At 67.4% G+C, this 22,905-nt stretch carries 17 protein-coding genes; 13 read left to right on the top strand and 4 right to left on the bottom strand.

The genetic code is table 11. From position 1 onward, the window contains the following. From tssM to BM066_RS14885, 3 genes are read left to right on the top strand one after another with little or no spacing between them, the layout of a single operon-like run. Positions 1 to 3,447 carry a type VI secretion system membrane subunit TssM gene (tssM, locus tag BM066_RS14875; RefSeq protein WP_089929162.1) on the top strand — a complete coding sequence of 1,149 codons (3,447 nt, stop codon included), beginning with the start codon at positions 1 to 3 and terminating at the stop codon, positions 3,445 to 3,447. Then, positions 3,429 to 3,980, top strand: coding sequence for a type VI secretion system-associated protein TagF (tagF, locus tag BM066_RS14880; RefSeq protein WP_089929164.1), 552 nt, complete (start codon positions 3,429 to 3,431; stop codon positions 3,978 to 3,980). Before tssM ends, tagF begins: the two co-directional genes overlap by 19 nt. Before the next feature lie 9 nt (positions 3,981 to 3,989). Continuing rightward, positions 3,990 to 4,730 (top strand): PP2C family protein-serine/threonine phosphatase, encoded by a 741-nt coding sequence (locus BM066_RS14885; RefSeq protein WP_255367599.1) that lies wholly within the window; start codon positions 3,990 to 3,992, stop codon positions 4,728 to 4,730. 23 nt (positions 4,731 to 4,753) lie between these two features. Here BM066_RS14885 and tagH read toward each other — a convergent pair whose 3' ends face one another. Genes tagH through BM066_RS14900 form a run of 3 tightly spaced genes read right to left on the bottom strand, consistent with a single transcriptional unit; the run spans position 4,754 to position 8,648 of the window. Next, positions 4,754 to 6,124 carry a type VI secretion system-associated FHA domain protein TagH gene (tagH, locus tag BM066_RS14890; RefSeq protein WP_089929171.1) on the bottom strand — a complete coding sequence of 457 codons (1,371 nt, stop codon included), beginning with the start codon at positions 6,122 to 6,124 and terminating at the stop codon, positions 4,754 to 4,756. Then, positions 6,121 to 6,675: a DUF6931 family protein gene (locus tag BM066_RS14895; protein WP_089929174.1), complete on the bottom strand. Its 555-nt coding sequence runs from the start codon at positions 6,673 to 6,675 to the stop codon at positions 6,121 to 6,123. The genes tagH and BM066_RS14895 overlap by 4 nt, the downstream gene beginning before the upstream one ends. Positions 6,676 to 6,683: 8 nt before the next feature. Continuing rightward, positions 6,684 to 8,648 (bottom strand): type VI secretion system Vgr family protein, encoded by a 1,965-nt coding sequence (locus BM066_RS14900; RefSeq protein ID WP_089929177.1) that lies wholly within the window; start codon positions 8,646 to 8,648, stop codon positions 6,684 to 6,686. 202 nt (positions 8,649 to 8,850) lie between these two features. Here BM066_RS14900 and BM066_RS14905 point away from each other — a divergent pair, with 202 nt between their 5' ends. From BM066_RS14905 to BM066_RS14950, 10 genes are all read left to right on the top strand, one after another. Continuing rightward, positions 8,851 to 9,867, top strand: coding sequence for a type VI secretion system protein TssA (locus BM066_RS14905; RefSeq protein ID WP_089929180.1), 1,017 nt, complete (start codon positions 8,851 to 8,853; stop codon positions 9,865 to 9,867). An 86-nt stretch (positions 9,868 to 9,953) separates the two neighbouring features. Further along, on the top strand, positions 9,954 to 10,463 hold the full coding sequence (gene tssB / locus BM066_RS14910; RefSeq protein WP_089929277.1) for a type VI secretion system contractile sheath small subunit: 510 nt from the start codon (positions 9,954 to 9,956) through the stop codon (positions 10,461 to 10,463). Positions 10,464 to 10,519: 56 nt separating this feature from the next. Continuing rightward, complete coding sequence (gene tssC, locus BM066_RS14915; protein WP_089929182.1) at positions 10,520 to 12,013, top strand: type VI secretion system contractile sheath large subunit; 1,494 nt, start codon at positions 10,520 to 10,522, stop codon at positions 12,011 to 12,013. A 34-nt stretch (positions 12,014 to 12,047) separates the two neighbouring features. Then, positions 12,048 to 12,530, top strand: a complete 483-nt coding sequence (locus BM066_RS14920) for an Hcp family type VI secretion system effector (RefSeq protein ID WP_089929185.1) — start codon at positions 12,048 to 12,050, stop codon at positions 12,528 to 12,530. Between the two features lie 41 nt (positions 12,531 to 12,571). Then, positions 12,572 to 13,360 (top strand): type VI secretion system accessory protein TagJ, encoded by a 789-nt coding sequence (locus tag BM066_RS14925; RefSeq protein ID WP_089929189.1) that lies wholly within the window; start codon positions 12,572 to 12,574, stop codon positions 13,358 to 13,360. Positions 13,361 to 13,364: 4 nt separating this feature from the next. Continuing rightward, on the top strand, positions 13,365 to 13,898 hold the full coding sequence (tssE, locus tag BM066_RS14930; RefSeq protein WP_089929192.1) for a type VI secretion system baseplate subunit TssE: 534 nt from the start codon (positions 13,365 to 13,367) through the stop codon (positions 13,896 to 13,898). Between the two features lie 4 nt (positions 13,899 to 13,902). Then, a complete protein-coding gene (gene tssF / locus BM066_RS14935; RefSeq protein WP_089929195.1) occupies positions 13,903 to 15,768 on the top strand; it encodes a type VI secretion system baseplate subunit TssF in 1,866 nt (621 codons plus the stop codon). Further along, positions 15,732 to 16,775 (top strand): type VI secretion system baseplate subunit TssG, encoded by a 1,044-nt coding sequence (tssG, locus tag BM066_RS14940; protein WP_255367600.1) that lies wholly within the window; start codon positions 15,732 to 15,734, stop codon positions 16,773 to 16,775. The genes tssF and tssG overlap by 37 nt, the downstream gene beginning before the upstream one ends. Further along, positions 16,772 to 19,468, top strand: a complete 2,697-nt coding sequence (gene tssH, locus BM066_RS14945) for a type VI secretion system ATPase TssH (RefSeq protein ID WP_089929197.1) — start codon at positions 16,772 to 16,774, stop codon at positions 19,466 to 19,468. The genes tssG and tssH overlap by 4 nt, the downstream gene beginning before the upstream one ends. A gap of 88 nt (positions 19,469 to 19,556) precedes the next feature. Next, positions 19,557 to 22,379, top strand: a complete 2,823-nt coding sequence (locus tag BM066_RS14950) for a serine/threonine-protein kinase (RefSeq protein WP_089929199.1) — start codon at positions 19,557 to 19,559, stop codon at positions 22,377 to 22,379. Between the two features lie 171 nt (positions 22,380 to 22,550). On the opposite strand, the gene BM066_RS14955 is transcribed toward BM066_RS14950, so the two are convergent. Continuing rightward, positions 22,551 to 22,904: a hypothetical protein gene (locus BM066_RS14955; RefSeq protein WP_089929202.1), complete on the bottom strand. Its 354-nt coding sequence runs from the start codon at positions 22,902 to 22,904 to the stop codon at positions 22,551 to 22,553. Position 22,905 lies beyond the last annotated feature (1 nt).

The raw sequence follows: 22,905 nt of genomic DNA on the forward strand, positions 1-22,905 counted from the left end.
ATGAAGCGCTTCTTCCTGAACTGGTGGCTGCTCACCGGCCTCGCGGCGATCCTGGTCGCGGTGCTGCTGGTCTTCGTCCTTCCGTTGGTGACGCCGTTCCTAAGGCCGTGGTGGGTCAAGACCCTGCTCGCCGTCCTCGTCGCGACCGTCTGGGGCGTCTTCGCCACGCTCCGGATCCTCAAGGCCCGTAGGGCGGCCGCCGAGATCGCCACACGACTGGCCGCCGTCTCGCCGGGCGATGTCGAGGCCGAGGCGCTAGCCGGCCGCATGCGTTCGGCGCTGGCCAAGCTGAAGACCGCTACGGGCGACAAGCGCGACTACCTCTATGCCCGCCCCTGGTACGTGATCATCGGCCCGCCCGGCGCGGGCAAGACGACCGCCCTGCTGAAATCCGGCGTCCAGTTTCCGTTCGCGGACGCCGCGCTCAAGGGCGTTGGGGGGACCCGCAATCTCGACTTCTGGTTCGCCGACGACGCCGTGTTGATCGACACCGCCGGGCGCTATACTACCCAGACCTCCGACGCCTCCGTCGACCACAAGGGCTGGGACAGCTTCCTCAAGCTGCTGCGCCGCACCCGCCCCTTGCAGCCGATCAACGGGATCCTGGTGGCGATCGGCCTGGACGAGCTTCTCAATTCTGACCGGGCGGGACTGGACGACCACGCGGCCGCGGTGCGGCGGCGCCTGCTCGAACTGCGTCGCGCGCTCGAGGTTTCGGCGCCGGTCTACGTGCTTTTCACCAAGGCCGACCTGCTGGCCGGCTTCGGCGAGTTCTTCGACGATCTCGACGTCGAGGGGCGCCGCGCCATTCTCGGCGCGACCTCGCCGCTGGACTCCCCGGCCAGCCTCGACGCCGTGCTGGCCCAGTTCGACGCGGTCGTCCAGGCCCTGGCCGACCGCGTCGCCAAGCGCCTGCAGGAGGAGACCGATCCGCACCGCCGCAGCCTGATCCTTGCCTTCCCATCACAGGTGGCGTCGTTGCGCGCCCGGCTCAGCCGGTTCCTGGACGGCGCCCTGCTGGCCGAGCAGGATGCGCCGCCGCTGTTTCGCGGCTTCTACCTGACCAGCGGCGTCCAGGAAGGCGCGCCGCTGGACCGGATCCTGGGCGACGTCGCCGCCGTCTACGACGCGACCGCCGTCTCGCGCTCCGGGGCGAACGGCCAGGGCGGTAGAGCCTATTTCCTCAATCGGTTGCTCAAGGAGGTGGTCTTCGCCGAGGCGGGTCTCGTCCAGAGCGATCCGGCGGCTCGCGCGCGGCGCCGCACGGCGCTGATCGCTGGTGTCGCGGGCGTCGCCGGCCTGTCCCTGCTGATCGCCCTGCTGTGGGGCGTCAGCTTCACGAAGAACAGGGCTTTGCAGGATCAGCTCCTGATCGGCGCGCAGAATGTCAGCGCCGAGGTCCGCGAGACCGGCGTCGATCTGGTGGAGGTGCGCGAAGGCGATCCGGACCTGGAGCAGGCGCTGTCGCTGATCCGGGCGCTGCGCGACCTGCCGCGCGGCCATGGCGACCAGGCCAAGGGCGGACCGCCGCTGCTGATGCGGTTCGGCCTGTTCCAGAACGGTCACGCCAAGGCCGCCGACCAGGCCTATCGAGAGGCGCTGCAACGCATCCTCCTGCCCCGCATCCTGCTGCGGCTGGAACGCTACATGCAAGATCACGCCCAGGAGCCGCTGAAGGTCTACGAGCCGCTGAAGGTCTATCTGATGCTGGGCGGCCAAGGCCCCCTGGATCCAAAGACCGTCAAGGCGTGGGTGACCGACGACTGGGCAGAGAACGCCCTGCCGGGCGCGGACCGCGCGGAGGTTCGCGAGGAACTGGGCAAGCACCTGGACGTCCTGCTGGCGGATCCGCAGCTGGGTCGTGTCTGGCCTGGCCGTGAGGCGCCGCTGGACGGCGCGCTGATCGAGTCGACGCGCGCGGCGGTGCAGACCCTGTCCCTGGCCGACCGCGCCTATGCGATCCTTCGCCAGAAGGCGGCGGCGACCGATCAGCCCGACTGGCGCGCCGACAGCGTTCTGGCCAGCGGCGATCGCCAGGCCTTCCTGAACGGCGATGCGGTGCTGGACGCCAGCGTGCCGTACTTCTTCACCCGCGCGGGGTTCGAACGCGCCTATCAGCCGGGACTGCAGACTGTCGCCTCGGACCTGGAAAAGGACCTGTGGGTCATGGGCCAGGACGCCGACAAGGCGGCGATCCGGGGCCAGATCGCCCAGGTCAAGCCCGGCGTCGCGGCGCTCTACGCTAAGGAATACATCGCCGCCTGGGATGGCGTGGTCCAGGGCTTGAAGCCGGCCGACTATTTCACCAATCCCGCCGCCCTGGGCGCCTTCACCCGCACGCCGTCGCCGCTGAAGGTCCTGCTGCTGGAAGTCCGCAAGAACACGACGTTCGGCAGGCCGCCGGCGGTCCGGACGCCCAGCAAGCTGAAGACCGCCGCGCGCATCGTCGGCGGGACCGTGCTGGACTCCGGCGGCGTTGACGCCGGCAAGACCATTTCCGACTACTTCCGGCCGCTCTCGACCTATGTCGGCGACGGCAAGGGCGCCGCGCCGGTCGACGAGTTTCTGGCGGCGGTGAAACAGGCGGCTTCGGCCAACATGGCCGCGGGGATAGCCGGCGGCGGGCTGGGCGGCGTCGCGACGCAGGGCGAACTGGCCTCGGCGCTGGGACAGGTCGCCACCACCAGCGTCGTGGCTCCGCCGCAACTCCAGGGCTTCGTCGCCCTGGCGACCCAGAGCGGTCGCGGCGCGGTGGTGTCCTCGGCCCAGAACGCCATCGGCCAGGAATATGCCGCCAACCTGGCGGGCGCGTGCCGCGGCGTCAGCGATAACCGCTACCCGTTCTACGGTGCGGCCCAGAACGACGCGACGGCGGCCGACATGATGCGGGTCCTGGGCCTCAGCGGCCAGTTCGACAGCCTGATGCGCGATCGCCTGCAGCCCCTGCTGCTGACCTCCGGTCCCGTCTGGCGCTGGCGTTCGGACGACCCGGTCGCCGCGGCTTTCGACCCGGCCAGCGCCGAGCAGTTCCAGAAGGCCGCCCAGATCCGCGATCTGCTGACCTCCGGCCTGCCGATCCGGGTCGAGGCGGCGGGCTTCGGCGGCGCGGTCACCGCGGCCGAGTTCTCGGCCGGTGGCGCGACCTATCGCTTCGAACCCAGCAGCGTCGGGGCCAAGCCCGTGATGTGGGCGATCTCCGGCCTGCCCGAAGCCCATCTCATCCTCTATGCCGGCGCCAAGGAGGTGCGGCGCTACGACGGCCAGGGCGCATGGGCGCTCTTCCGCCTGATGGACGCGGCGCAGAAGGAAAACGCCGGTCCGAGCGCGATCAAGGCCACCTTCGGCCAGGGCGCCCAGTACTTCACCCTCAAGGTCAATCTGCCGTCCGACAAGAACCCGTTCGGTCGCGGCGGCCTGTGGTCGTTCCGATGCCCAGCCAAGCTTTGACCGCACCGTCCGCCTTTGCGTTCGGCAAGCTGCCGAGTCACGGAGATTTCGTGGCTCGCGGTCTTTCCGGTCCCGATCGAGACGCTTGGGACGCCTGGGCGAGCGCCGGGCTGGCGCAGGCGCGAACCGCCCTGGGCGCGGATTTCGAAGCCCGACACGACGCCGCGCCACCGCTGCGCTTCGCGTTCGGACCCGGGCCGTTTGGCGAAGGCTGGCGGACAGGAGCGCTGGCGCCCTCCATCGACTCTGCCGGACGACGCTTCATCATCGTCCTGGGCGGCTACACCACCCTGGCCCCTTCGGCGCCGATCACCGACCAGATCGCCGCGGCGGCGGAGGATCAGATTCATCGCGCCTTCGAAGACGCCGCCGACATCGACGCGATGGTGGTCAGCGCGCAAAATATCTTTCAAACTCTGGAATCAGAGGGCGGAGCAGAAGCGCAAGGCCGCTTCTGGTTGCCGGACTCACCGTTCGATCTGATTGCCAGCCAGCCACCCGCCGACCTGATAGTCCAGGTTTTGACGACATAGGAGCTGTCCATGGATGACGGGAGTTTGCGGTTTCACGACGCCACCCTGACCCATCCCGGGAAGGTGCGGCGCGACAACGAGGACCAGGTGCTGGCGCGCCCGGACCAGGGCCTGTGGGCGGTCGCCGACGGCATGGGCGGCCACGCCAACGGCCAGTGGTCGTCCAAGACCATCACCGCGACCCTGGAGGCGGCCGTCCTGCCTCCCGATTTCGACGACGCCGCCTCCGCCGTCGCCGCGGCGGTGCACGAGGCTAACGAGCGGATCTGGACCAAGTCGGTGGGACAGCCCATGGGATCCACCGTCGTGGCCCTGCTTCTGCGCGACCGGCGGTTCGTGGTGCTGTGGGCGGGCGACAGTCGTTGCTACCTGTTGCGCGGCGGCGAACTCTATCAGCTGACCGTCGACCATTCGCAGGTCCAGGACATGGTGACCTCGGGGCGCCTGACGCCCGAGGAGGCCGAAAACCACCCCATGTCGCATGTGTTGTCGCGCGCCGTGGGCGTCGCGCCCAGGCTCGAGCTGGACGCGGTTTCCGACGAGGCCAAGGTGGGGGATGTCTTCCTGGTCTGCAGCGACGGCCTGACCCGCACGATCCCAGACGCCGAGCTGGCGACTATCCTGGCCCAGGGAAACCCGACCGCCGCCGCGGACGAGTTGGTGAAAATTTGCCTGGAGCGCGGCGCGCCCGACAATGTGAGTGTCGTCGTGGTCAATTGCGACGAGACCACGCTGCTCGCGCTGTCCTGAGCCGGCCGCAGGAGGCCCGCGCTCTAAGGTCGGCGCTTGGCTTTCATGTCGGCGGCGATGCGCTCGTAGGCGTCGCGGAACTCCTTGGCGAAGACCTCCATGAAGGCTTCGTCCGATCCCCGCGTGACCCCCTCGAACTCCCGTTCATAAGCCTGCCAGAGCGCCGCGGCGCGCGCGCCCGGCATGATCTTGGCCAGCAGTCCGCGGGTCTCGGCCCGCCCCCGGATCGCCGAGGGAGAGAAACGGTCGAGCGTGGCGGCCAGTGCGCCCTGCATCGCCGTCAGGGTGGCCAGCTGATGGGCCTGCAGGTCGCGGAAGGCGTCCTCCACGGCCAGGTCCGCCGGCATGAAGCCGCGATCGGGCCGATTGAGCATCTGCGCCATCGCCTTGTCGGCCGACCGCGTGAATTTCAGCGGATTGTTGCCGTCGAATTCGAGGCTGGTGTTCTGCGCTCCGAGCTGCGCCTTCGCCCTGGCCCTGGCCTCCATCATCACGACCATGCCGCCCAGGAGCCGCCGCAGGACGCCGCCCGCCGCCGACAGCACCTCCACGGGCGAACTGCTGAAGTCCTCGGACCGCAGGCCGGCGCCCTGCAGGAAAGCCCGCCATTCGGCCCCCTCGCCCGCCACGGGCGCCGGGCGCGCCTTCCGCGCCGGCTCGGGCGGCGGCGCGGGGGTCTGGCCCCAGGGCGCCGTGGAGGGCGGAGCCAAGGACGGCGCGTCGAACGCTGGCGTGGCGGGACCGCCGAAGCCGCGGACCCAATCGACCTCGTTGGTGGCCGCCAGCTGCCCCCAGACGTCGACCGCCGACGGCGTGGCCTGAGCCGGCGGATCGCTGGACCAGGCCGACGGCGGCGGCGCTTCCGATCGCGCCGGGCTCCAGGCCGAAGCGGGTTGGGGCGCGGTCTCCATGCGCGGCGGCGCCCAGGCGCCCGAGACCGACCCTTGGCCCGTGATGGCCGCCCGCGGCGGCGGCTGGTCCCAGCGCGCCGGATCGGTCGCAACCTCTCGCGCGCCATGGCTGTCCCAGCCGCTCCAGGCCGCGGCGGGCGCAGGGTCCTCGACGCCGAGGCCCCTGCCCTGCTCCAGCCGGGCCTCGATTTCGTAGTGGCCGATCAGGATCACGTCGCCGTCGAGGATCTGATGCGGCGCCGTCAACCGCGACGCCGAGCGGTTCACGAAGGTGCCGTTGGTGCTTCGATCCACAAGCACGTACTCGCCGTCGCGATACTGGATCTCGCAGTGGGCCGAGGAGATGTAGCTGCGCGGGTCCGGCAGGCACCAGTCCATGTGGGGCGAGCGTCCGATACGCGCGCCGTGGCGGTCGAGCTTCAGGCGCGCCGCTTCCCCGTTGTCGAGGCGATCCAGGGCCTTGATGGTCAGGACGAGCGTCATGGGCGTGCGGCTTCCCGGCCGCTGGCGAGCGCGTCGCCGAGCGCAAGGGCCGTACGAAGGCCTTCCTCGCGGCGCCCGCTGTCGGTCGCGGCGGTGAGCACCGCGCCCGCCGCGAAGGCGCCGGCCGTGTCCTTGGGAGGCAGAACGGGCTCGACGTCCGCCGAGGCCACCGAACCGCCCGAAAAGAACGCCGCCAGGGCGCACATCTTCTGGGGGCTGGCCCCGTGGGACTGTTCCGCGATCTGGAACGCCGCCCGGCGACGGCCATCACTGGGATCCTGCAACCACAGCAGGGTCGCCTTCAGCGCTTCGGCGTCATGGGCGCTGGAGGGCAAGGACAGGTCCTGAACGGTCCGGGCCGCCCAGGCGACCACCTCGAAGCGGGGCAAGGCCTGGCCGAGGAACATGGCCGCGTCGTCGTCGCGGCCCTCCTCGATCAGGCGGTCGAAAAAGGCTTCGGGCGGGTCGGCGTCATGACCCGTCTTCGGCCATCCGAGAATCTCGGTGATCTGGCCCGTTTCGGCCCACTTAACCTGTTTCCAGCGTCTCATTCGCGGTCCTAGTTGATCTTGACGATGCCGCCGGTGATCGTCGTCATGGCTTTTCCGTGCACCTCGGCCTGCGGGGCGTTCACGATGTTCAGGGCGCGCGCGTCGCTGGTGATCGTCAGGGCGTTCAGCGTGATGCTGGAAGGGTTCATCACGATCGAACTCGACCCGACCTTGAGCGTGATGCTCTGCGCGGCCTCGATCGTCACCGTCCCCTTGTCCACCTTCAGGCTGTAATTGCCAGAGCGCACGGTGGTTCCATCGTCAAGCTCGATCGTGGTCGTGCGCTTGCCCTTGCTGACCTCGTGGGTTTCATCGCCGGTCTCGATCGTGGTCGCCTCATGCCGCTTGACCGCGGTCTTGCGGTCACGCCCCACCCGCGTGGCGCGGTCGCGCTGGACGGTCAGGGTGTCGTCCAGCAGCACGTCACGCACCATCTCGCGCTGGGCGTGGATGTAGATCTCCTCCGCGCCGCCCTTGTCCTCCAGGCGGATCTCGTTGAAGCCCTTGCTGTTGGGCGGCGGCGTCTTCTCGGCCCCGCCATAGTCGCCCAACCGCCCGATCGTTTGAGTGCGCCACAGCGAACGCGTCTTCTGGGCCGGCAGGTCGTAGGCGTGCCTGCGCTGGCCGTTGTAGACTCGCCCGGTGATGATCGGCCGATCCGGATCGCCGTTGAGGAAGTCGACGATCACCTCCTGCCCCACGCGCGGCAGGTCGACATTGCCGAAGCCTTCGCCCGCCGAGTGGTGCGAGACGCGCATCCAGCACGAGGTCTTGCCCGGCTGGTCGGGCGAGCGATCCCAGTGGAAGCGCACCTTCACGCGGCCCCACTCGTCGACATAGACCACCTCGCCGGCCGGCCCGGTTACGGTGGCGGTCTCGACGCCGCTGGAGATCGGCTTTTCGGCGACCAGCGGCGGCCGAAACAGCGTGTCGCTGGGGATGGCCACGACGTTGACGCGCCGGGCCTGGCGATCGTCGCCGCTACGATGGCTCTCGGCCTCGACGACGTGATTGAGGCCGATGATCAGATATTCCTGGTTGAAGCGATCGACCCCGGCCTCGGTCAGGGTGAAGAGGCCGCCGCAGGCCAGACCCAGGACGTCGCCGCCGCCGCTGTAGAGGCGGCGCGGCGCGCGGCTGGCCGCCAGGCGCGACTGGCCGCGGGCTTCGCCCTCGCTCTTGTCGGTGAAGTCGCCGAGATACTCGTAGACCTCCAGCGCGTCGCCGGGATGCTGGCCCGCGCCCTGGCTGACCGCCTCCACCGGGTTCTGCGGCTTGGTGAAGTCGAAACTGCGCAGGGTCACGCTGGCCTGGCTGACCGAACTGATCCGTTCGTTCCAGTCGGAAAGGGTGTCTGGCGTGCTCGTCTCGTCGCCCGCCACGGGGAGGAAGCGGATGCTCTCGTAGCCCGGCTCGGGCTTGTGAGCCGATTTGCCGTCGCAGAGGATCAGCTTGTGGGCGGCTTCCTCGTGCCGGAAATAGTAGTAAATGCCTTCGTCCTCGAACAGGCGCGACACGAAATTGAAGTCGCTCTCCTTGTACTGGACGCAATATTCGCGCGGCTTGTAGCTGCCGGTCAGGCGGTCGAATTCGACGTCCTTCATGCCGGCGTCGGCGAACACCTGCTTGGCGATGTCGACGACGCTCTTGTCCTGGAAAATTCGATAATTCCGATTCTGGTCCAGGAGCGACAGCCACGGCCTGACGGTCAGCCGGTAGTGCGCGCCGTTGATGTCGACCTTGATCAGGGCGGCTTCGGTCAACAACCCATGGAAGTAGCGGACGTGGTCCATTTCGTCGCCGGCGTCCAGCGAAACTGGCTTTCCGAGGTGCGGCAGGAAATCGATTTCGTCGGGGGAAAACCCTTCTACAACAATCACAAACGGCTCACTCAAGCGCTCGATGGACTCGAAGCGCTCAAGGTTAAGCTTAGCCGTACCAAGAGCGACAGATATCGTGGCCTGCCGATCCATTAATCGCTCCCGTTACTGCGTCTGAAACCTACGACCTGCGGCTCGTTGTGCACAGGTGTAGCGATCAATTTCAACATCTCAACCAGACACACTTGCCAAAACGATTTCTTGGGCCACACTCCGCGCCGGCCCCATCCGCCTTCTTCCGTAAGTCGGCGACGGACAATTCGGGCGCTAAATCAACGTTGAGGCGAACGCGAACATGGCGCTTGATCCGAGTCGATTGTTGGCGCCGGTTTCCGACGACGACCCGACCGGCCCCGACCTCGCCTACGATCCGCAGCGCTACGAAATCGAGCAGGCTTTCGAGACCGAGGTCTCGATCGACGCGTCCGGCGTCGAGGCTCAGGCCTCCGATATCGATTGGCGCGCGATCATCGCCAAGATCGTCGAGCAGAGCGCGCGCACCAAGGACATCTGGCTGCCTGTCTACCTCTGCCGCGCCGGCGCCCGGGCGGGCGATCTGGAAGTCGTCGAGGCCGGCGCTAAATATCTGGCGGGCCTCTTGGAGACCTACTGGCCCGGCCTGCATCCGCGATTGGAGGAGTATGGCTTCCAGGGTCGCAAGGGCCCGTGCGATTCCCTGACCGGGGCGCCGCAATTTATCCAACCCCTGCGCAGGATCACGCTGATCCGTCATCCTCGCCTCGGTGACTATTCCATCGACGACTTCGAGCGCTTCCGCTTGGGAGGTGAAACCGAGGAAGGCTACGGAATGTTCCGGGCCGCGCTCGAGGATGTGAGCCAGGACGGCCTCGAGGAGATTATCCAGCGGCTGGATGCGATCTCGGACAGCCTGCGTCGCGTCGATCTGACGCTCACCGCCAACGCCGACGACGGCGGCTCCACCAACTTTCGGGCCACCTACGAGGCGCTCGATCAGATGCGGCGCGCGGTGCAGGCGTTCGGTCCGAAACTCACGGCATCAGAAAATGGGGAACCAACCGTAGAACCAGACGTTGCATCGCCAAGCTTCTCGAACTCAACGCCTGTCTTGGGTGCGCGGATCGAGACCCGGGACGATGTCGTCCGCGCCCTCGAGGCGTTGGGCGACTATTACCGGCGCAGGGAACCGGGGCATCCGATCCTGACGTTGCTGCAGCGTGCGCGTGAATGGGTTGGATTGGATTTCATGGCAATTCTCGAAGACATCGCGCCCGGAAGCGTCGAAGAAGCTCGCAACGTTCTGCAGTCACGAAAGCATCGCGAACAATCTTGAGTCGCCAGTTGAATATCATCATCATATAGATCTATGATGGTGAAAATTGTCAGCGTAATATAACATCTAATTGCGGGTGGATGACCATGGCGTCGAACAAAGGTGGGCAGCGTTTCATTAAAGAGAATCGCGCGCCTCGTGTTCATATCGAATACGAAGTGGAGACTTTTGGCTCCCGCCAGAAGATCGAAATTCCGTTCGTGGTTGGAGTGATGTCTGACCTGTCTGGAAAGTCGAATATCGAGAAGAAACCGCTCGACAAGCGGGACTTTGTTGAATTCGACATGGATAATTTCGAGCAGAAAATGGAGGCGATCGCGCCCCGCGCCGCCTTCACGGTCGACAACACCTTGACCGGAGACGGAAAGATCGGCGTCGACCTGACATTCAAGTCGATGGAAGATTTCTCCCCCGGCCAGGTGGCGAAGAACGTCCCTGCCCTGGCCAAGTTGCTGGAGGCCCGGCAGCAACTGAACGACCTGATGCTCTACATGGACGGCAAGGATGGGGCCCAGGACCTGCTCGACAAGGTTCTGAAGGATCCCGAGCTGATGAAGGCCCTCGCGGCCGCCAAGCCGCCCGCCGACAACGCCTAGACAATCTCCGGTGGATTCAAAATGATTTCCCCTACCCTGCCCGTTGGGAGACCTTGATGGCGCAAGAAACGCTTCAGCACGCTGGCGCCCCCGTCGCGGAAACCGTCACGGTGGATGATTTCGCGTCCCTGCTGCAAAGGGAGTTCAAGCCCAACACCGACGCCAAGCAGGCTCGGATCGAATTGGCCGTGAAGACCTTGGCGCAGCAGGCGCTCGAGGACACCCAAGTCATCGGCGCCGACGTTTTCTCGACCGTGGACGCCCTGAAGGCCGCGATCGATCGCAAGCTGACCGAACAGGTCAACAAGATCATTCACCACAAGGACTTCCAGACCCTGGAATCCGCCTGGCGCGGGCTTTGGTATCTGGTCGGCAACACCCCAACGGGCAAGGACCTCAAGGTTCGTGTGCTGAACGTCTCCAAGGACGAGACCCGCAAGATGCTGCGGCAGTTCCGCGACGCGGCCTGGGACCAGAGCCCGCTGTTCAAGAAGATCTACGAGGCCGAATTCGGCCAGCTGGGCGGCCAACCCTACGGCGCCTTCATCTGCGACTACGCCTTCGACCACACCGCGCCGGACATCGAGGTGATGAAGGGGCTGTCGAAGATCGGCGCGGCGGCGCACGCCCCGTTCATCGCGGCGGCGGACTCCCAGCTGCTGGGCATGGAGAGCTGGCAGGAGCTGGCCAATCCGCGCGACATCGCCAAGCAGTTCGACGCCACCGACTACATGGCCTGGCGTTCGTTCCGGGCCTCGAACGACAGCCGCTACATGGCGCTGACCCTGCCCCGCTTCCTGGGGCGTCCGCTCTACGGCGCCAACAGCGAGCCGGTCGAGGAGTTCGCCTTCGAGGAGGATACCGACGGCGGCCAGCACGACAACTATCTGTGGCTGAACGCGTCGTACGCCCTGGGCGTGCGCATCACCGAGGCCTTCAAGACCTACGGCTGGTGCACACGCATTCGCGGCGTGGAATCGGGCGGCACCGTCGAGGACCTGCCGACCGCGATGTTCCCCACCGACGATGGGGCGATGGACGCCAAGTGCCCGACGGAGATCGCGATTTCCGATCGTCGCGAGGCCGAACTGTCCAAGGCGGGGCTGATGGCCCTGGTGCATCGCAAGAACACAGACCAGGCCACGTTCATCGGCGCCCAGACCCTTCACGCTCCGAAGGCCTACGAGGACGCCGACGCGACCGCCAGCGCCAACCTGTCGGCGCGCCTGCCTTACATCTTCGCCAGCTGCCGCTTCGCGCACTACCTCAAGTGCATGGTGCGCGACTGGATCGGCAGCAGCCGCGAGGCCCCGGTCCTGGCCAGCGATCTGCAGTCCTGGATCATGCAGTACGTGGACATGCAGCCGGACTTCTCGACCGAAGAAGACAAGGCCCGCAAGCCCCTGAAATCCGCTTCGGTGGATGTCATCCCCGACCCCGAGAACCCCGGTTACTACCGTGGCGTCTTCCGCATGGTGCCGCACTACCAACTCGAGGGGATGGACGTGTCGCTCAGCATGGTCTCGCGCCTGCCCAAGGGCCCGAACTAGCTGTCAGTAATCATTTTCGTGAGGAGAACGCCTTATGGCCGTTGATATGTTCCTGAAACTTGAAGGCATCAGTGGTGAGTCCAAGGACACCAGCCACAAGGGAGAGATCGATGTTCTGGCCTGGAGCTGGGGCATGACCAACTCCGGCACGGCTCACGTCGGCGGCGGCGCCGGCGCCGGCAAGGTCAACGTCCAGGATCTGTCGTTCACCAAGTACGTCGACCTGTCGTCGGCGCCGCTGATGCTGGCCGCAGCCAACGGCAAGCACATCAGCAAGGCCACGCTGGTGGTGCGCAAGGCCGGCGAGACGCCGCTGGAATATATCACCATCACCATGACCGACTGCCTGGTCAGCTCGGTGTCCACCGGCGGCAGCGGCGGCGAGGATCGTCTGACCGAAAACGTCTCGCTCAACTTCGCCAAGGTCGAGGTTGCGTACAAGGAGCAGAGCTCGGCCGGTAAGGCCGCCGGCACGGGCGATTTCAAGTGGGACATCGCCGGCAACGCCAAGTTCTAAGGCGAGCCGCGCCGGTCTTCGGTCAATCATAGAAGCGAAGAATGCGTAACGCCGACGACCTCCTACGCGCTGGCGATCTGGACGGCGCGCGCCAATCCCTTGTCGAAAGGGTCAAGCGCGCGCCGGACGATCAGCCCAGCCGCATGTTCCTGTTCCAGCTGTTCTGCGTCCTGGGCGAGTGGGAAAAGGCCAAGGCGCAGCTGAAGGTGCTGACCCAGCTGTCTCCCGAAGCCCAGATGCTGGCGGTCGCCTACAACCTGGCCATCGACGCCGAGTTCGAGCGCGAGAAGGTTTTCGCGGGCCAGGTTCCGCCTGCCTTGCTGGTCAACACCAGCCCTTGGGCCGGCGACCTCGCCGTCGCCCTCGGCGCGGGCCTGCAAGGGCGCGTCGACGACGCCGGGGCCGCTCGATCACGCGCCTTCGACGCCGCGCCCGACACGCCCGGCCGGTTCAACGACCAAGCCTTCGACTGGATCGCCGACGCGGATCCGCGCTTCGGCCCGGCCTTCGAGGCGGTCATCCATGGACGCTGGGGGCTGGTTCCCTTCGACGCGGTGCGCAAGGTCACCAGCGACGGGCCGCAGGACCTGCGCGACCTGGTCTGGCTGCCCGTGGAAATCGAGTTCAAGACCGGACAGGGCGTGGCGGCGATCCTGCCGGTCCGCTATCCCGCGACCCAGGGGGCGACGGACGCCAACCTGCTGCTGGCCCGCGCCACCGACTGGCGCGACGGCCCCATGGGCGCCGAAGGTCTCGGCCAGAAGCTCTGGTCGCTGGGAGACGGTGAAGAGGCAGGAATCCTGGCGCTTCGCCACCTGGCCTTCGCCTGACGCCATGCCAGCCCGGATCAATCCGACCCTGTTCGACAAGCTGGTCGCCGATCTCGACATCGACGATCTCCGCGACGACCCGAAGGTCGGCGAGGGCCAGACCAGCCGTGCGGCGACGCGGCGGCTCTATCCGATCCTGAAGATCGAGCGTTTCAACGAGGCCGCGCTTCGGGCCACGGTCCTGCGCGAGTTGAACTGGATCCTGAACACCACCAATTTCAGCTCAGTCCAGAACCTGAAGCCCTATCCCGAGGTCGCGACCTCGGTCCTGAACTACGGCGTGCCCGACATGGCCGGCAAGCTGCTGCAACGGCGGGCGATCGAAAATCGCGCACGCGAGATCAAGCAGGCCATCCGGCGCTTCGAGCCGCGCATCGCCCCGCAGCGTCTCGACGTCACCGCCAGCGCCAAGGACGCCAAGCCCAACGCCGTGACCTTCGTCATCCGGGCCGACGTCACCAGCGCCGTCATGGCGCTGCCCGTCGAGTTCAAGACCGACGTCGAGATCGACACGGGCGCGGCGACCCTGCGGGAGTAGACGGATGGATCCTCGCCTCCTCAGGGCCTACAACGAGGAACTGCTCTATCTTCGCGAAACCGCGCGCGAGTTCGGCGAGGAATACGAGACGGTCGCGGGACGCTTGGGCCTCAATGCTCCGGCAGACACCGACCCCTATGTCGAGCGGCTCCTGGAAGGCGTTGCCTTTCTCGGCGCCCGGGTGAAGCTGAAGCTGCAGGACCAGTTTCCCGACTTCACGCAACATCTGCTCAACGCCATCCAGCCGCACTACCTGGCGCCGACCCCGTCGATGTGCGTGGTGACTCTCGAGCCCCAAGATAGCGACCACGCGATCGCCGCCGGGTTCGTGGTCCCTCGCCTGACCGAAATGTCCGCCACCTCAAGCGACGAAGCCGCTACGCCGGTGGTCTTCCGGACCGGACAGGACGTCACGCTCTGGCCGCTGAAGATCACCGAAGCCGAATATCTGCCGACCCGGGCGGCCGTCGCCGCCTATGCCGGGGCGGCGGGCGTGCGCGCCGAGGCGGGACTGCGCCTGAAATTCAACGCCCTGGGCGGCGTCCCCCTGTCGGCGATCGCGCCGGACTCCCTGCCGATCTATCTAGACGGCTCAGAGGTGGCGCCGGGCGAGCTCTATCGGCAACTGATCGGGGACGCCGTCGCGACCGTGGCCCGGTCGGTGGACTCCGCGGCCGGCGCTGAGGCTTGGGTCAAGCTGCCGGCGGCCGAGCAGCATGGCTTCGAGGAGAACTGCGCCCTGCTGCCGACGGGGCGGCGGTCCTTCCGAGGCTATCGCCTGCTGTCGGAATATTTCGCCTGTCCGGAACGCTTCCTGTTCGTCCGCCTGCGCGAACTGGGCCGAGCCTTCGCCAAGTGTCGGAACGAATGCGAGGTGGTCTTCCTGTTCGACCGCGCGTCCACGGCCCTGGCGGGCGCGGTGTCGCCGGCGAACTTCAAGCTCTTCGCGACACCGGCGATCAACCTGTTCGAAAAGCAGATCGATCGCGTGGCGATCAGCGAGTTCGACCACGAACACCAACTGATCGCCGACCGTACTCGGCCGCTGGATTTCGAGATCTTCCGTCCTCTGGAGGTGACGGCCTATTCGCAGAAGAACGGCGACGCCCGGCCGGTCGCGCCTCTGCATGCCTTCGGGAGCCTGCTCTACGACTGGACCGAGGCGCTGTTCTACGTCACCCGCCTGCGCCACCGACGTCTGTCGACCAAGGAGCAGCGGTTGAGGCGCAGGACCGACTATCTGGGTACGGAAACCTGGATCAGCCTGGCCGCCCCCGGCGAGCCAAGGCGGCTGGAGGGTATCCACGAGTTGGCCGTTCGTGCGCTCGTCACCAATCGCGAACTGGCCGAGACCTTGCGCACCGGCGGTGCGACGGACTTTCGGATCAGCGGCGTTCCGGTGCGCGCCGTGACGATCGTGCGCGCTCCGACCAAGCCTCGGCCGCCGATGGGCATCAGCGACGGCGCCTGGCGGGTCATCGGCCATCTGACGCCCAACTACGCGTCTTTCGCCCTGGGCGACGACGACGATCCCTCGGTGCTGCGCGATCACCTGGCTCTCTATGGACGGATCGACGATCCGGCCCTGCGACGGCAGATCGACGGCGTCCTGGCCATCCGCTCCGAGCCCGTGACGCGGCGAGTATCCGGACCGGGACGCAGCGCCTTCGCCCGCGGCCAGCGCCTGCGCCTCAAGCTGGACGACGCCCCGTTCGAGAACGGCCGGATGTTCCTGTTCTCGGCCGTTCTGGAGCGTTTCCTCGGCGAGTTCGCGACCGTGAACGCCTTCACCGAATGCATCTTCGAAAGCCCTCAGGAAGGAACCTTCGCGCAATGGCCGCCGAGAATGGGCGAACATCGCAACATCTAGAGTTTCTTCGCCACGCGGCGGGGAACGCGAGGCGGTACGGCCTGTTTGGCCTGCTGCGCGCGGCGGAGGCGCGTGCGCCGGACCTGCCGCGCATCGGCGACGCCCGGCTTCCCGCGCAGAACCTCGTCGACCTGGCCCAGCTCCCCGCCCTAGGCTTCCCCGGCTCGACGCTAGAAGCGATCACCATCAAGGACGGGCGCGCCAAGGTCGAGGGCTACTGGTTCGGACTGACCGGGCCGATGGGGCCGCTGCCCCTGCATGTCAGCGAGTTCGCCCATTTCGAACGCCGCTACGCCAAGGGCCGTCCTTTCGGGCATTTCCTCGACGTGCTCGCAGGAAGGATGCTGCAGTTCTTCTACCGCGCCTGGGCGGAATCCAATCCGGCGGCCAACGCCGATCGTCCCGGCGATGATCGGTTCGCCGGCTACCTGGCCGCCTTGACCGGTGCGACCGTGGGGGTTCCTGCCGACGCGGCGTTCCCAGCTCGGGCCCGCCTCTACTATGCGGGCCTTTACGCTTCTAGGCGCAGCGCAGCCGGCATCGAGGACGCCGTCGCCGACTTGGTCGGCGCGCCCGTGCGGCTCATGGAATACCGCCCGGTCTGGCGAGACATCGAGCCCGCCGACCAGACCCGCCTGGGCGGCGCCTATAGCCGCCTGGGCGGCGACGCCGTCTGCGGGCGTCGCACCAGCACGGTTTCCGACGCCTTCCGCATCGCCGTGAAGGTCGAGACCTTCCAGGCCTACGAGAACCTGCTGCCGGGCGGCCCGCGCTTCGCGGTCGTCGCCGAGGCGCTGGATTCCTTCGCTCCGTCCCACCTGGAATGGGACCTTGAGATCGAGGCCAGCGAAGCTGCTCGTCGTCCCGCGTCGCTGGACGGCCGCGCGCGGCTGGGCTGGACCAGTTGGATCAACCCGCCAGCCGGCAGCGGCTCGCGCGCCGAGACCCGTCTTGGCCCGAGCTCGCGTCGCGTCGCTCGAGCCGCCGCCAAGAGAGATGCCGCATGACCGAGATCAACCGCTCCGCCCTGTTCGGCCGCCTCAGCCCGACGGGCCTGAAGAGCATCGAAACCGCGACCGGCTTCTGCAAGATGCGCGGAAATCCCTATGTCGAACTCGTCCACTGGATCCACATCCTGCTGCAGGATCCGCGGAACGATCTCGCCGCGATCCGCACCCGGTTCGCCCTGGACGACACCAAGCTGGCCCGCGATGTCGTGGCCGCGCTCGACGGTCTGCCGCGCGGCGCGACCTCGATCTCCGATTTCTCGCCCCAGATCGAAGAGGCCATCGAGAAGGGATGGCTCTACGCGTCGCTGATGTTCCAGGCCGGTCGCGTACGCACCGGCCACCTAGTCTTCGGCATGCTCAAGACCCCGATCCTACGCAACGCGCTGTTCGCGGTCTCGCCGGAGTTCCGCAGGATCTCGGCCGACGCCTTGGGCGACGAGTTCGACAAGATCGTCGCGGGGTCGGCCGAGGTGGGCGGCGCGCCCGCTGTCGATAGCCCCTCGGACCAGGCGGGGACCGCCGGCGCGCCCTTCGCGAGCGCTTCGGGCGAGACCCTGGCCAAATACTCCGTCGACCTTACCGAGCGGGCCAGGGCGGGCGAGATCGATCCGATCGTCGGTCGCGACGCCGAGATTCGCCAGGTGATCGACATCCTGCTGCGTCGACGCCAGAACAACCCGATCCTGGCGGGCGAGGCGGGAGTCGGCAAGACGGCGGTCGTCGAGGGCTTGGCCCGCCGGATCGTCGATGGCGACGTCCCCCCAGCGCTCAAGGACGTCACTCTCCGCGCCCTGGACATCGGGCTGCTGCAGGCCGGCGCGGGCGTGAAGGGCGAATTCGAGAAGCGGCTGCGGCAGGTCATCGACGAGATCGAGTCCTCGCCCAAGCCGATCATCCTGTTCATCGACGAAGCCCATACCCTGATCGGGGCCGGCGGGCAGGCCGGCACCGGCGACGCCGCCAACCTGCTCAAGCCCGCCTTGGCGCGCGGCCGGCTCCGAACCATCGCCGCCACCACCTGGTCCGAATATCGCCAGTACTTCGAAAAGGACCCCGCCCTCACCCGCCGGTTCCAGACGGTCAATGTCGGAGAGCCGGACACCGAGGTGGCGATCGCCATGCTGCGTTCGGTGGCCTCGGCCATGGAGAAGCACCACAAGGTGGTGATCCTCGACGAGGCCGTGGAAGCGGCCGTCAAGCTGTCCCAGCGCTACGTGCCGGCCCGGCAGCTGCCTGACAAGGCCGTCAGCCTGCTCGACACCGCCGGCGCCCGGGTGGCCGTTTCACAGCACGCGACCCCCGCCCCGGTCGAAAGCCGCCGTCGGCGGGTCGAGCTTCTCAATGTAGAACTCGACATCGCCACCCGCGAGGCCGAGGGCCAGTACGCCGGCGTGGAGCGCATCGCCAAGCTGAAGGAGGCCATCGAGGAAGCGCGCGCCGCGCTCGATACCGTGGAAGCCAAGTGGGCGGCCGAGAAGGACGCCGTCGCCAAGGCCTACGAGGCCCGCCAGGCCGTTGCGGCCTCGGCCTCGGCGAACGCGGACGACATGACCGGCCCGAAGGCCGCCCTCGATGCCGCCCTGCTGGCCGTCGCCAAGGCCCACGGCGATGACCCGATGGTTTTCGGAGAGGTCGACGCGGACGCGGTCGCCGCCGTCGTCGGCGACTGGACCGGCATCCCCGTCGGCCGCATGGTCAAGGACGAGATCGCCTCGGTCCTGACCATCGCCGACCAACTGAAGAAGCGCGTGGTGGGCCAGGACCACGCGATGGACGCCGTCGCCAAGCGCATCCAGACCAGCCGCGCCAAGCTCGACAACCCCAACAAGCCGGTCGGCGTGTTCATGCTGTGCGGCCCGTCCGGCGTGGGCAAGACCGAGACCGCCCACGCCCTGTCCGAGCTGCTCTACTCCGGCGACGACAGCCTGATCGTCATCAATATGAGCGAGTTCCAGGAGGCCCACACCGTCTCGACCCTGAAGGGCGCGCCAGCGGGCTATGTCGGCTACGGCCAGGGGGGCGTCCTGACCGAGGCCGTGCGCCGCCGGCCCTATTCGGTGGTGCTGCTCGACGAGGTCGAGAAGGCCCATCCCGACGTCCACGAGATGTTCTTCCAGGTGTTCGACAAGGGCTACATGGACGACTCCGAGGGGCGTCACATCGACTTCAAGAACACGCTGATCTTGCTGACCTCCAATGTCGGCTCCGACCTGATCGTCTCGCTGTCGGAGGACGAGGAGATGAAGCCCGAGGCCGAGGTCCTGGCCCAGACGCTGCGGCCCGATCTGCTGAAGGTGTTCCCGCCCGCCCTGCTCGGCCGGTTGATCGTCCTGCCGTACTATCCGCTGTCGCCCGATATGCTGCAGGGCATTGTCCGCCTGCAGTTGGACCGCGTGAAGAAGCGCATCGCCGAGAACCACGGCATCGTCTTCGCCTACGGCCAGGCGGTCGTCGAGCTGATCGTCTCGCGCTGCACCGAGGTCGCCTCGGGCGGACGGATGATCGACGCCATCCTGACCAACACCATGCTGCCCGAACTGTCGATCGCCCTGCTCGAACGCCAGATGGCCGGCAAGGATGTGAGCAAGATCGCGGTGGGTGTCGAGAACTCCGCCTTCACCTACGCGTTCGAGGGAAGTGAAGCGTCACCACGAGCCGACGCGCCCTTGATCCCGGAAGCCGTGGCCTGATGTTCGACGCCCTGCATAACAACTTGCAACCGGCCCATACCCAAGGCGAGGTTGTGGTCAGAGTTGGAAAGAGACGCCCCCAGTGAGCATGCCCGACGACCCCTCTAATGAAGACGTCGCGTCCGTCACGAACTCGACCTCCAGCTCCTGGGGCAAGCGCGGCTCGCGCAAGCCCGCACAGCGGGGCATCCTGCCGGTCGGGTTCGTGCTGAACGGCATCTACGAGATCAAGCGCTTCATCGCTCGCGGCGGCATGGGCGAGGTCTACGAGGGCGCCAACGTCAACGCCGAGGAGCGGGTGGCGGTCAAGGTCATCCTCCCGCATCTGGCCGCCGATCCCAAGGTCCAGGCGCTATTTCGCAAGGAGGCCAAGACCCTCACCAGCCTGGCCCATCCGGCGCTGGTGCAGTACCGCGTCCTGGCGCGCGAGCCGCGCAAGGACCTGCTGTACATCGTCACCGACTTCATCGACGGCGAGCCGCTGACCAACCTGATCGGCCGCCATCCCCCGACCACGGGCGAATTGGTCATGCTCACCCGTCGCCTGGCTGAGGGCCTGCACGCGGCGCACAGCCACGGGGCCATCCATCGCGACATCTCTCCCGAAAACGTCCTGCTGCCGGACGGGCTGCTCAGCCGCGCCAAGATCATCGATTTCGGCATCGCCAAGAGCATGGAGATCGGCGCCCAGACTGTCGTCGGCGATGGCTTCGCCGGAAAGCTCGGCTATGTGGCGCCGGAGCAGTTCGGCGATTTCGACCGGCGTATCGGTCCGTGGACGGACATCTATAGCCTAGCCCTGGTCGTGCTGGCCCTGGCCGGCGGACGGGCGCCGAACATGGGCACGACGCTGGTCGAGGCCATCGATCGCCGACGCGCGGGCGCCGATATGACCGCCGTGCCGCCGCTGCTGCAGCCGTTGTTCGCTCGCATGCTCAGCCCTGATCCCCGCAGCCGCCCCCAGACCATGGCGGAGGTGATCTCGGCGCTGGATGCGCTGGATGTTCCGCTTGAGCCACCATCGACGCGGTCTTGGAACCCTGATCCCGGGAATACCACGTCGAAGGAGATCGGATCCGAGATCGACCGCACAGTGATCCATCTCGGTTCCGAACCGCCCTCCTGGCAGAGCGCCGAACCGCGCGGAGAGGACAGCCTTCCCCTGTCGCTGGCCGCCGCCGCCAGCGACGGGATCGCGCCCGAGGGCCGTACGATCTTCGCGCCCGAAGAGCCCGCCGTGCAGACGAACGAGCCGCCGCCGACGGACAGATCAATCGACGACGACGCCCCAAGACCGGTCACGGATCAGACGCCGTTCTCCGAACCGGCGGCTCCGCCGGCCGTCACGAGCGCGGCATCGTCGCTTCCTTCCCTGGTCTCGGCGCCGTCGGAGAGCGAGGCGGTCGTCGCTTCCAATCCCACGATCTACGCGCCCGGCGCCGAACCGCCCCCGGAGCCCGATGTCGATCCGCCGCCGAGCGCGATCGAGATCGAGCCGCAGGAGAAGGCCACGCGACCGCCTGCCGCCTTCGTCTCGGCAGAACTGGACGAGGAAGAGGATGATGCGACCTCGCCCATCCCTCCGGCTATGGACGTCGCCTACAGGTCTCCAGGCGGACCGACCGCCAGACCCTCAGGTGAGGAAGAGCGCCAAACTCTAGGAGCGGCGGCGGCGCGTGGCCTCCCCAAGGGAAGGGTCGTGGCGATCAGCGCGGTGGCGGCCGTCATCGTGGTCGGGGTGGGCTTCGCCGTCCTCTCGTCCCAGAAGAAGGCCGCCCTGCCCGCGCCGACGCCGCCCGCCACGAGCGCGGCGCCCCTGACCGTCAGCCGGGCCGACGAAGTCCTCGCCGCGGCGCTGCCGAACGTCCCGTGCTCCTGGCTGACACTGAGCCGTGGTCAGAACGCCGATGGCTCGACCAACATCAAGATCTCCGGCGCGGCCGGAGATCCGGCGGGCGCGAACCGCGCGGTGGCCAGCGCGGCGCGCGCCACCGGTGCGGCTGGCCTGCAGGTCGACACCACCGAGATCCTTCCCGCCGACCCGGCGTCCTGCCCGCTGTTCGACACGGTCAACCGGTTCCGCGGTCAAAGCGGCGCGGTTCCCAGCCTTGTCGCCCAACAGGCGCGCTTCGAGATCGACCGCGGCATCCAGGGCTGTCCCAAGGGGCTCTGGTCCCAGTCGATGATCAACGTCGCGCCTGACCCTTCCAGAGGTTTCAGCCTCATCGCCATACAGCCCTCGGGCCGGCTCCAGCAGTTCACGAGCAATCGCGACCAGTTCGCCGCCTTGGCCGCCCGCAATCCGGACCTCTACAAAGACCTCGGCGGCGGTCGCTATCGGGTCTCCATGTGCCAGAACGCCCCTGGGCTTGCCGGTGTCCTGATGATCGAAGGCGATGGGCCGTTCGACATTGGCCTGCGGCCCGGCGCCATCGAACGGCCGACGCGGGACTTTCCGGCCCGTCTAGGCCAGTTGGCCCAGGCGCGGGGCTGGACGATGCAGATGGCCTGGTTCCAACTGGTCAACGACCAGCCGGACCTTCCGGAGCAGGCCAGCACCGACGAGGCCGAACGTCATCGCCGGGAGATGGCCGAAGCCGCCAAGACCGCCGCGGCCGCCGAAGCCGCCAAGGCGGTGGAGCCGGTCGAGGCCGCCGCGCCCGTCGCCGAGCCCCAGAAGCTTCCGGCCGACTACGTGGCCTGTCGCCGGTTCGTGAACGGGGCTTGGGAAGAACTCGGCTATGCGCAGCGCGCGGCTTGCGTCGAGAAGGTGTTCGCCGGGCGCTGCGATGTTCTCACCGGCCAGTCAGGCGACATCGCTCTGCGGCGCTACAATGACCGGCTGCAGGCCAAGACTGGGCGCGGCTTCAAGAAGTGGGACAATGTCGGCAAGTCCGATTGCGCCAAATAGAAGCGCCGGCGTCGTGCTTGCGCCGGAAACTAGGTCGGATGAGCCTCGGTCGTTCGCCGACCGAAACGGCGAAGAGCCGGTGCTCATCCGACCGCCCTCCCCCAAGGGCGAGGCGCGGCGGTCGACGGGTGTCTGACGCCGCGGCCTAAACGTTGCCACGAGTGGCGAGGATCACGATTTCTCCGCGTCCAGCGCGTCGGTGATCACTCGCTTGGCCGTCTCGCATCGACTCTCGGCGAACCGGGAATCCGGAGCCGACGAGGCCTTGGCGTCGGTCTCGCGCGCGATCGCCTCGGCCGCAGCCTGATCGATCGCGCGCCGCAGCTCGCTCAATCGCCTGTCGGCCGCAGCCATGCTGGCCCAGAAGCTCTTGTCCTGCGGCGTTGGCTCCCACCCGGCGCCCGCCGTCGATCTCGGCGCGAACGGCGGCTCTTCAGCCATCGCCGCCGCAGCGGCGGTCTCGCCGCCGGCGATCAGGCTCTTGGCGCGGGCGAGGATCGCGCTCGGGATCTTGAGCAGCGGCACG

Origin of the sequence: Caulobacter sp. UNC279MFTsu5.1, from assembly GCF_900114015.1 — a bacterium.
GTDB lineage: Bacteria > Pseudomonadota > Alphaproteobacteria > Caulobacterales > Caulobacteraceae > Caulobacter.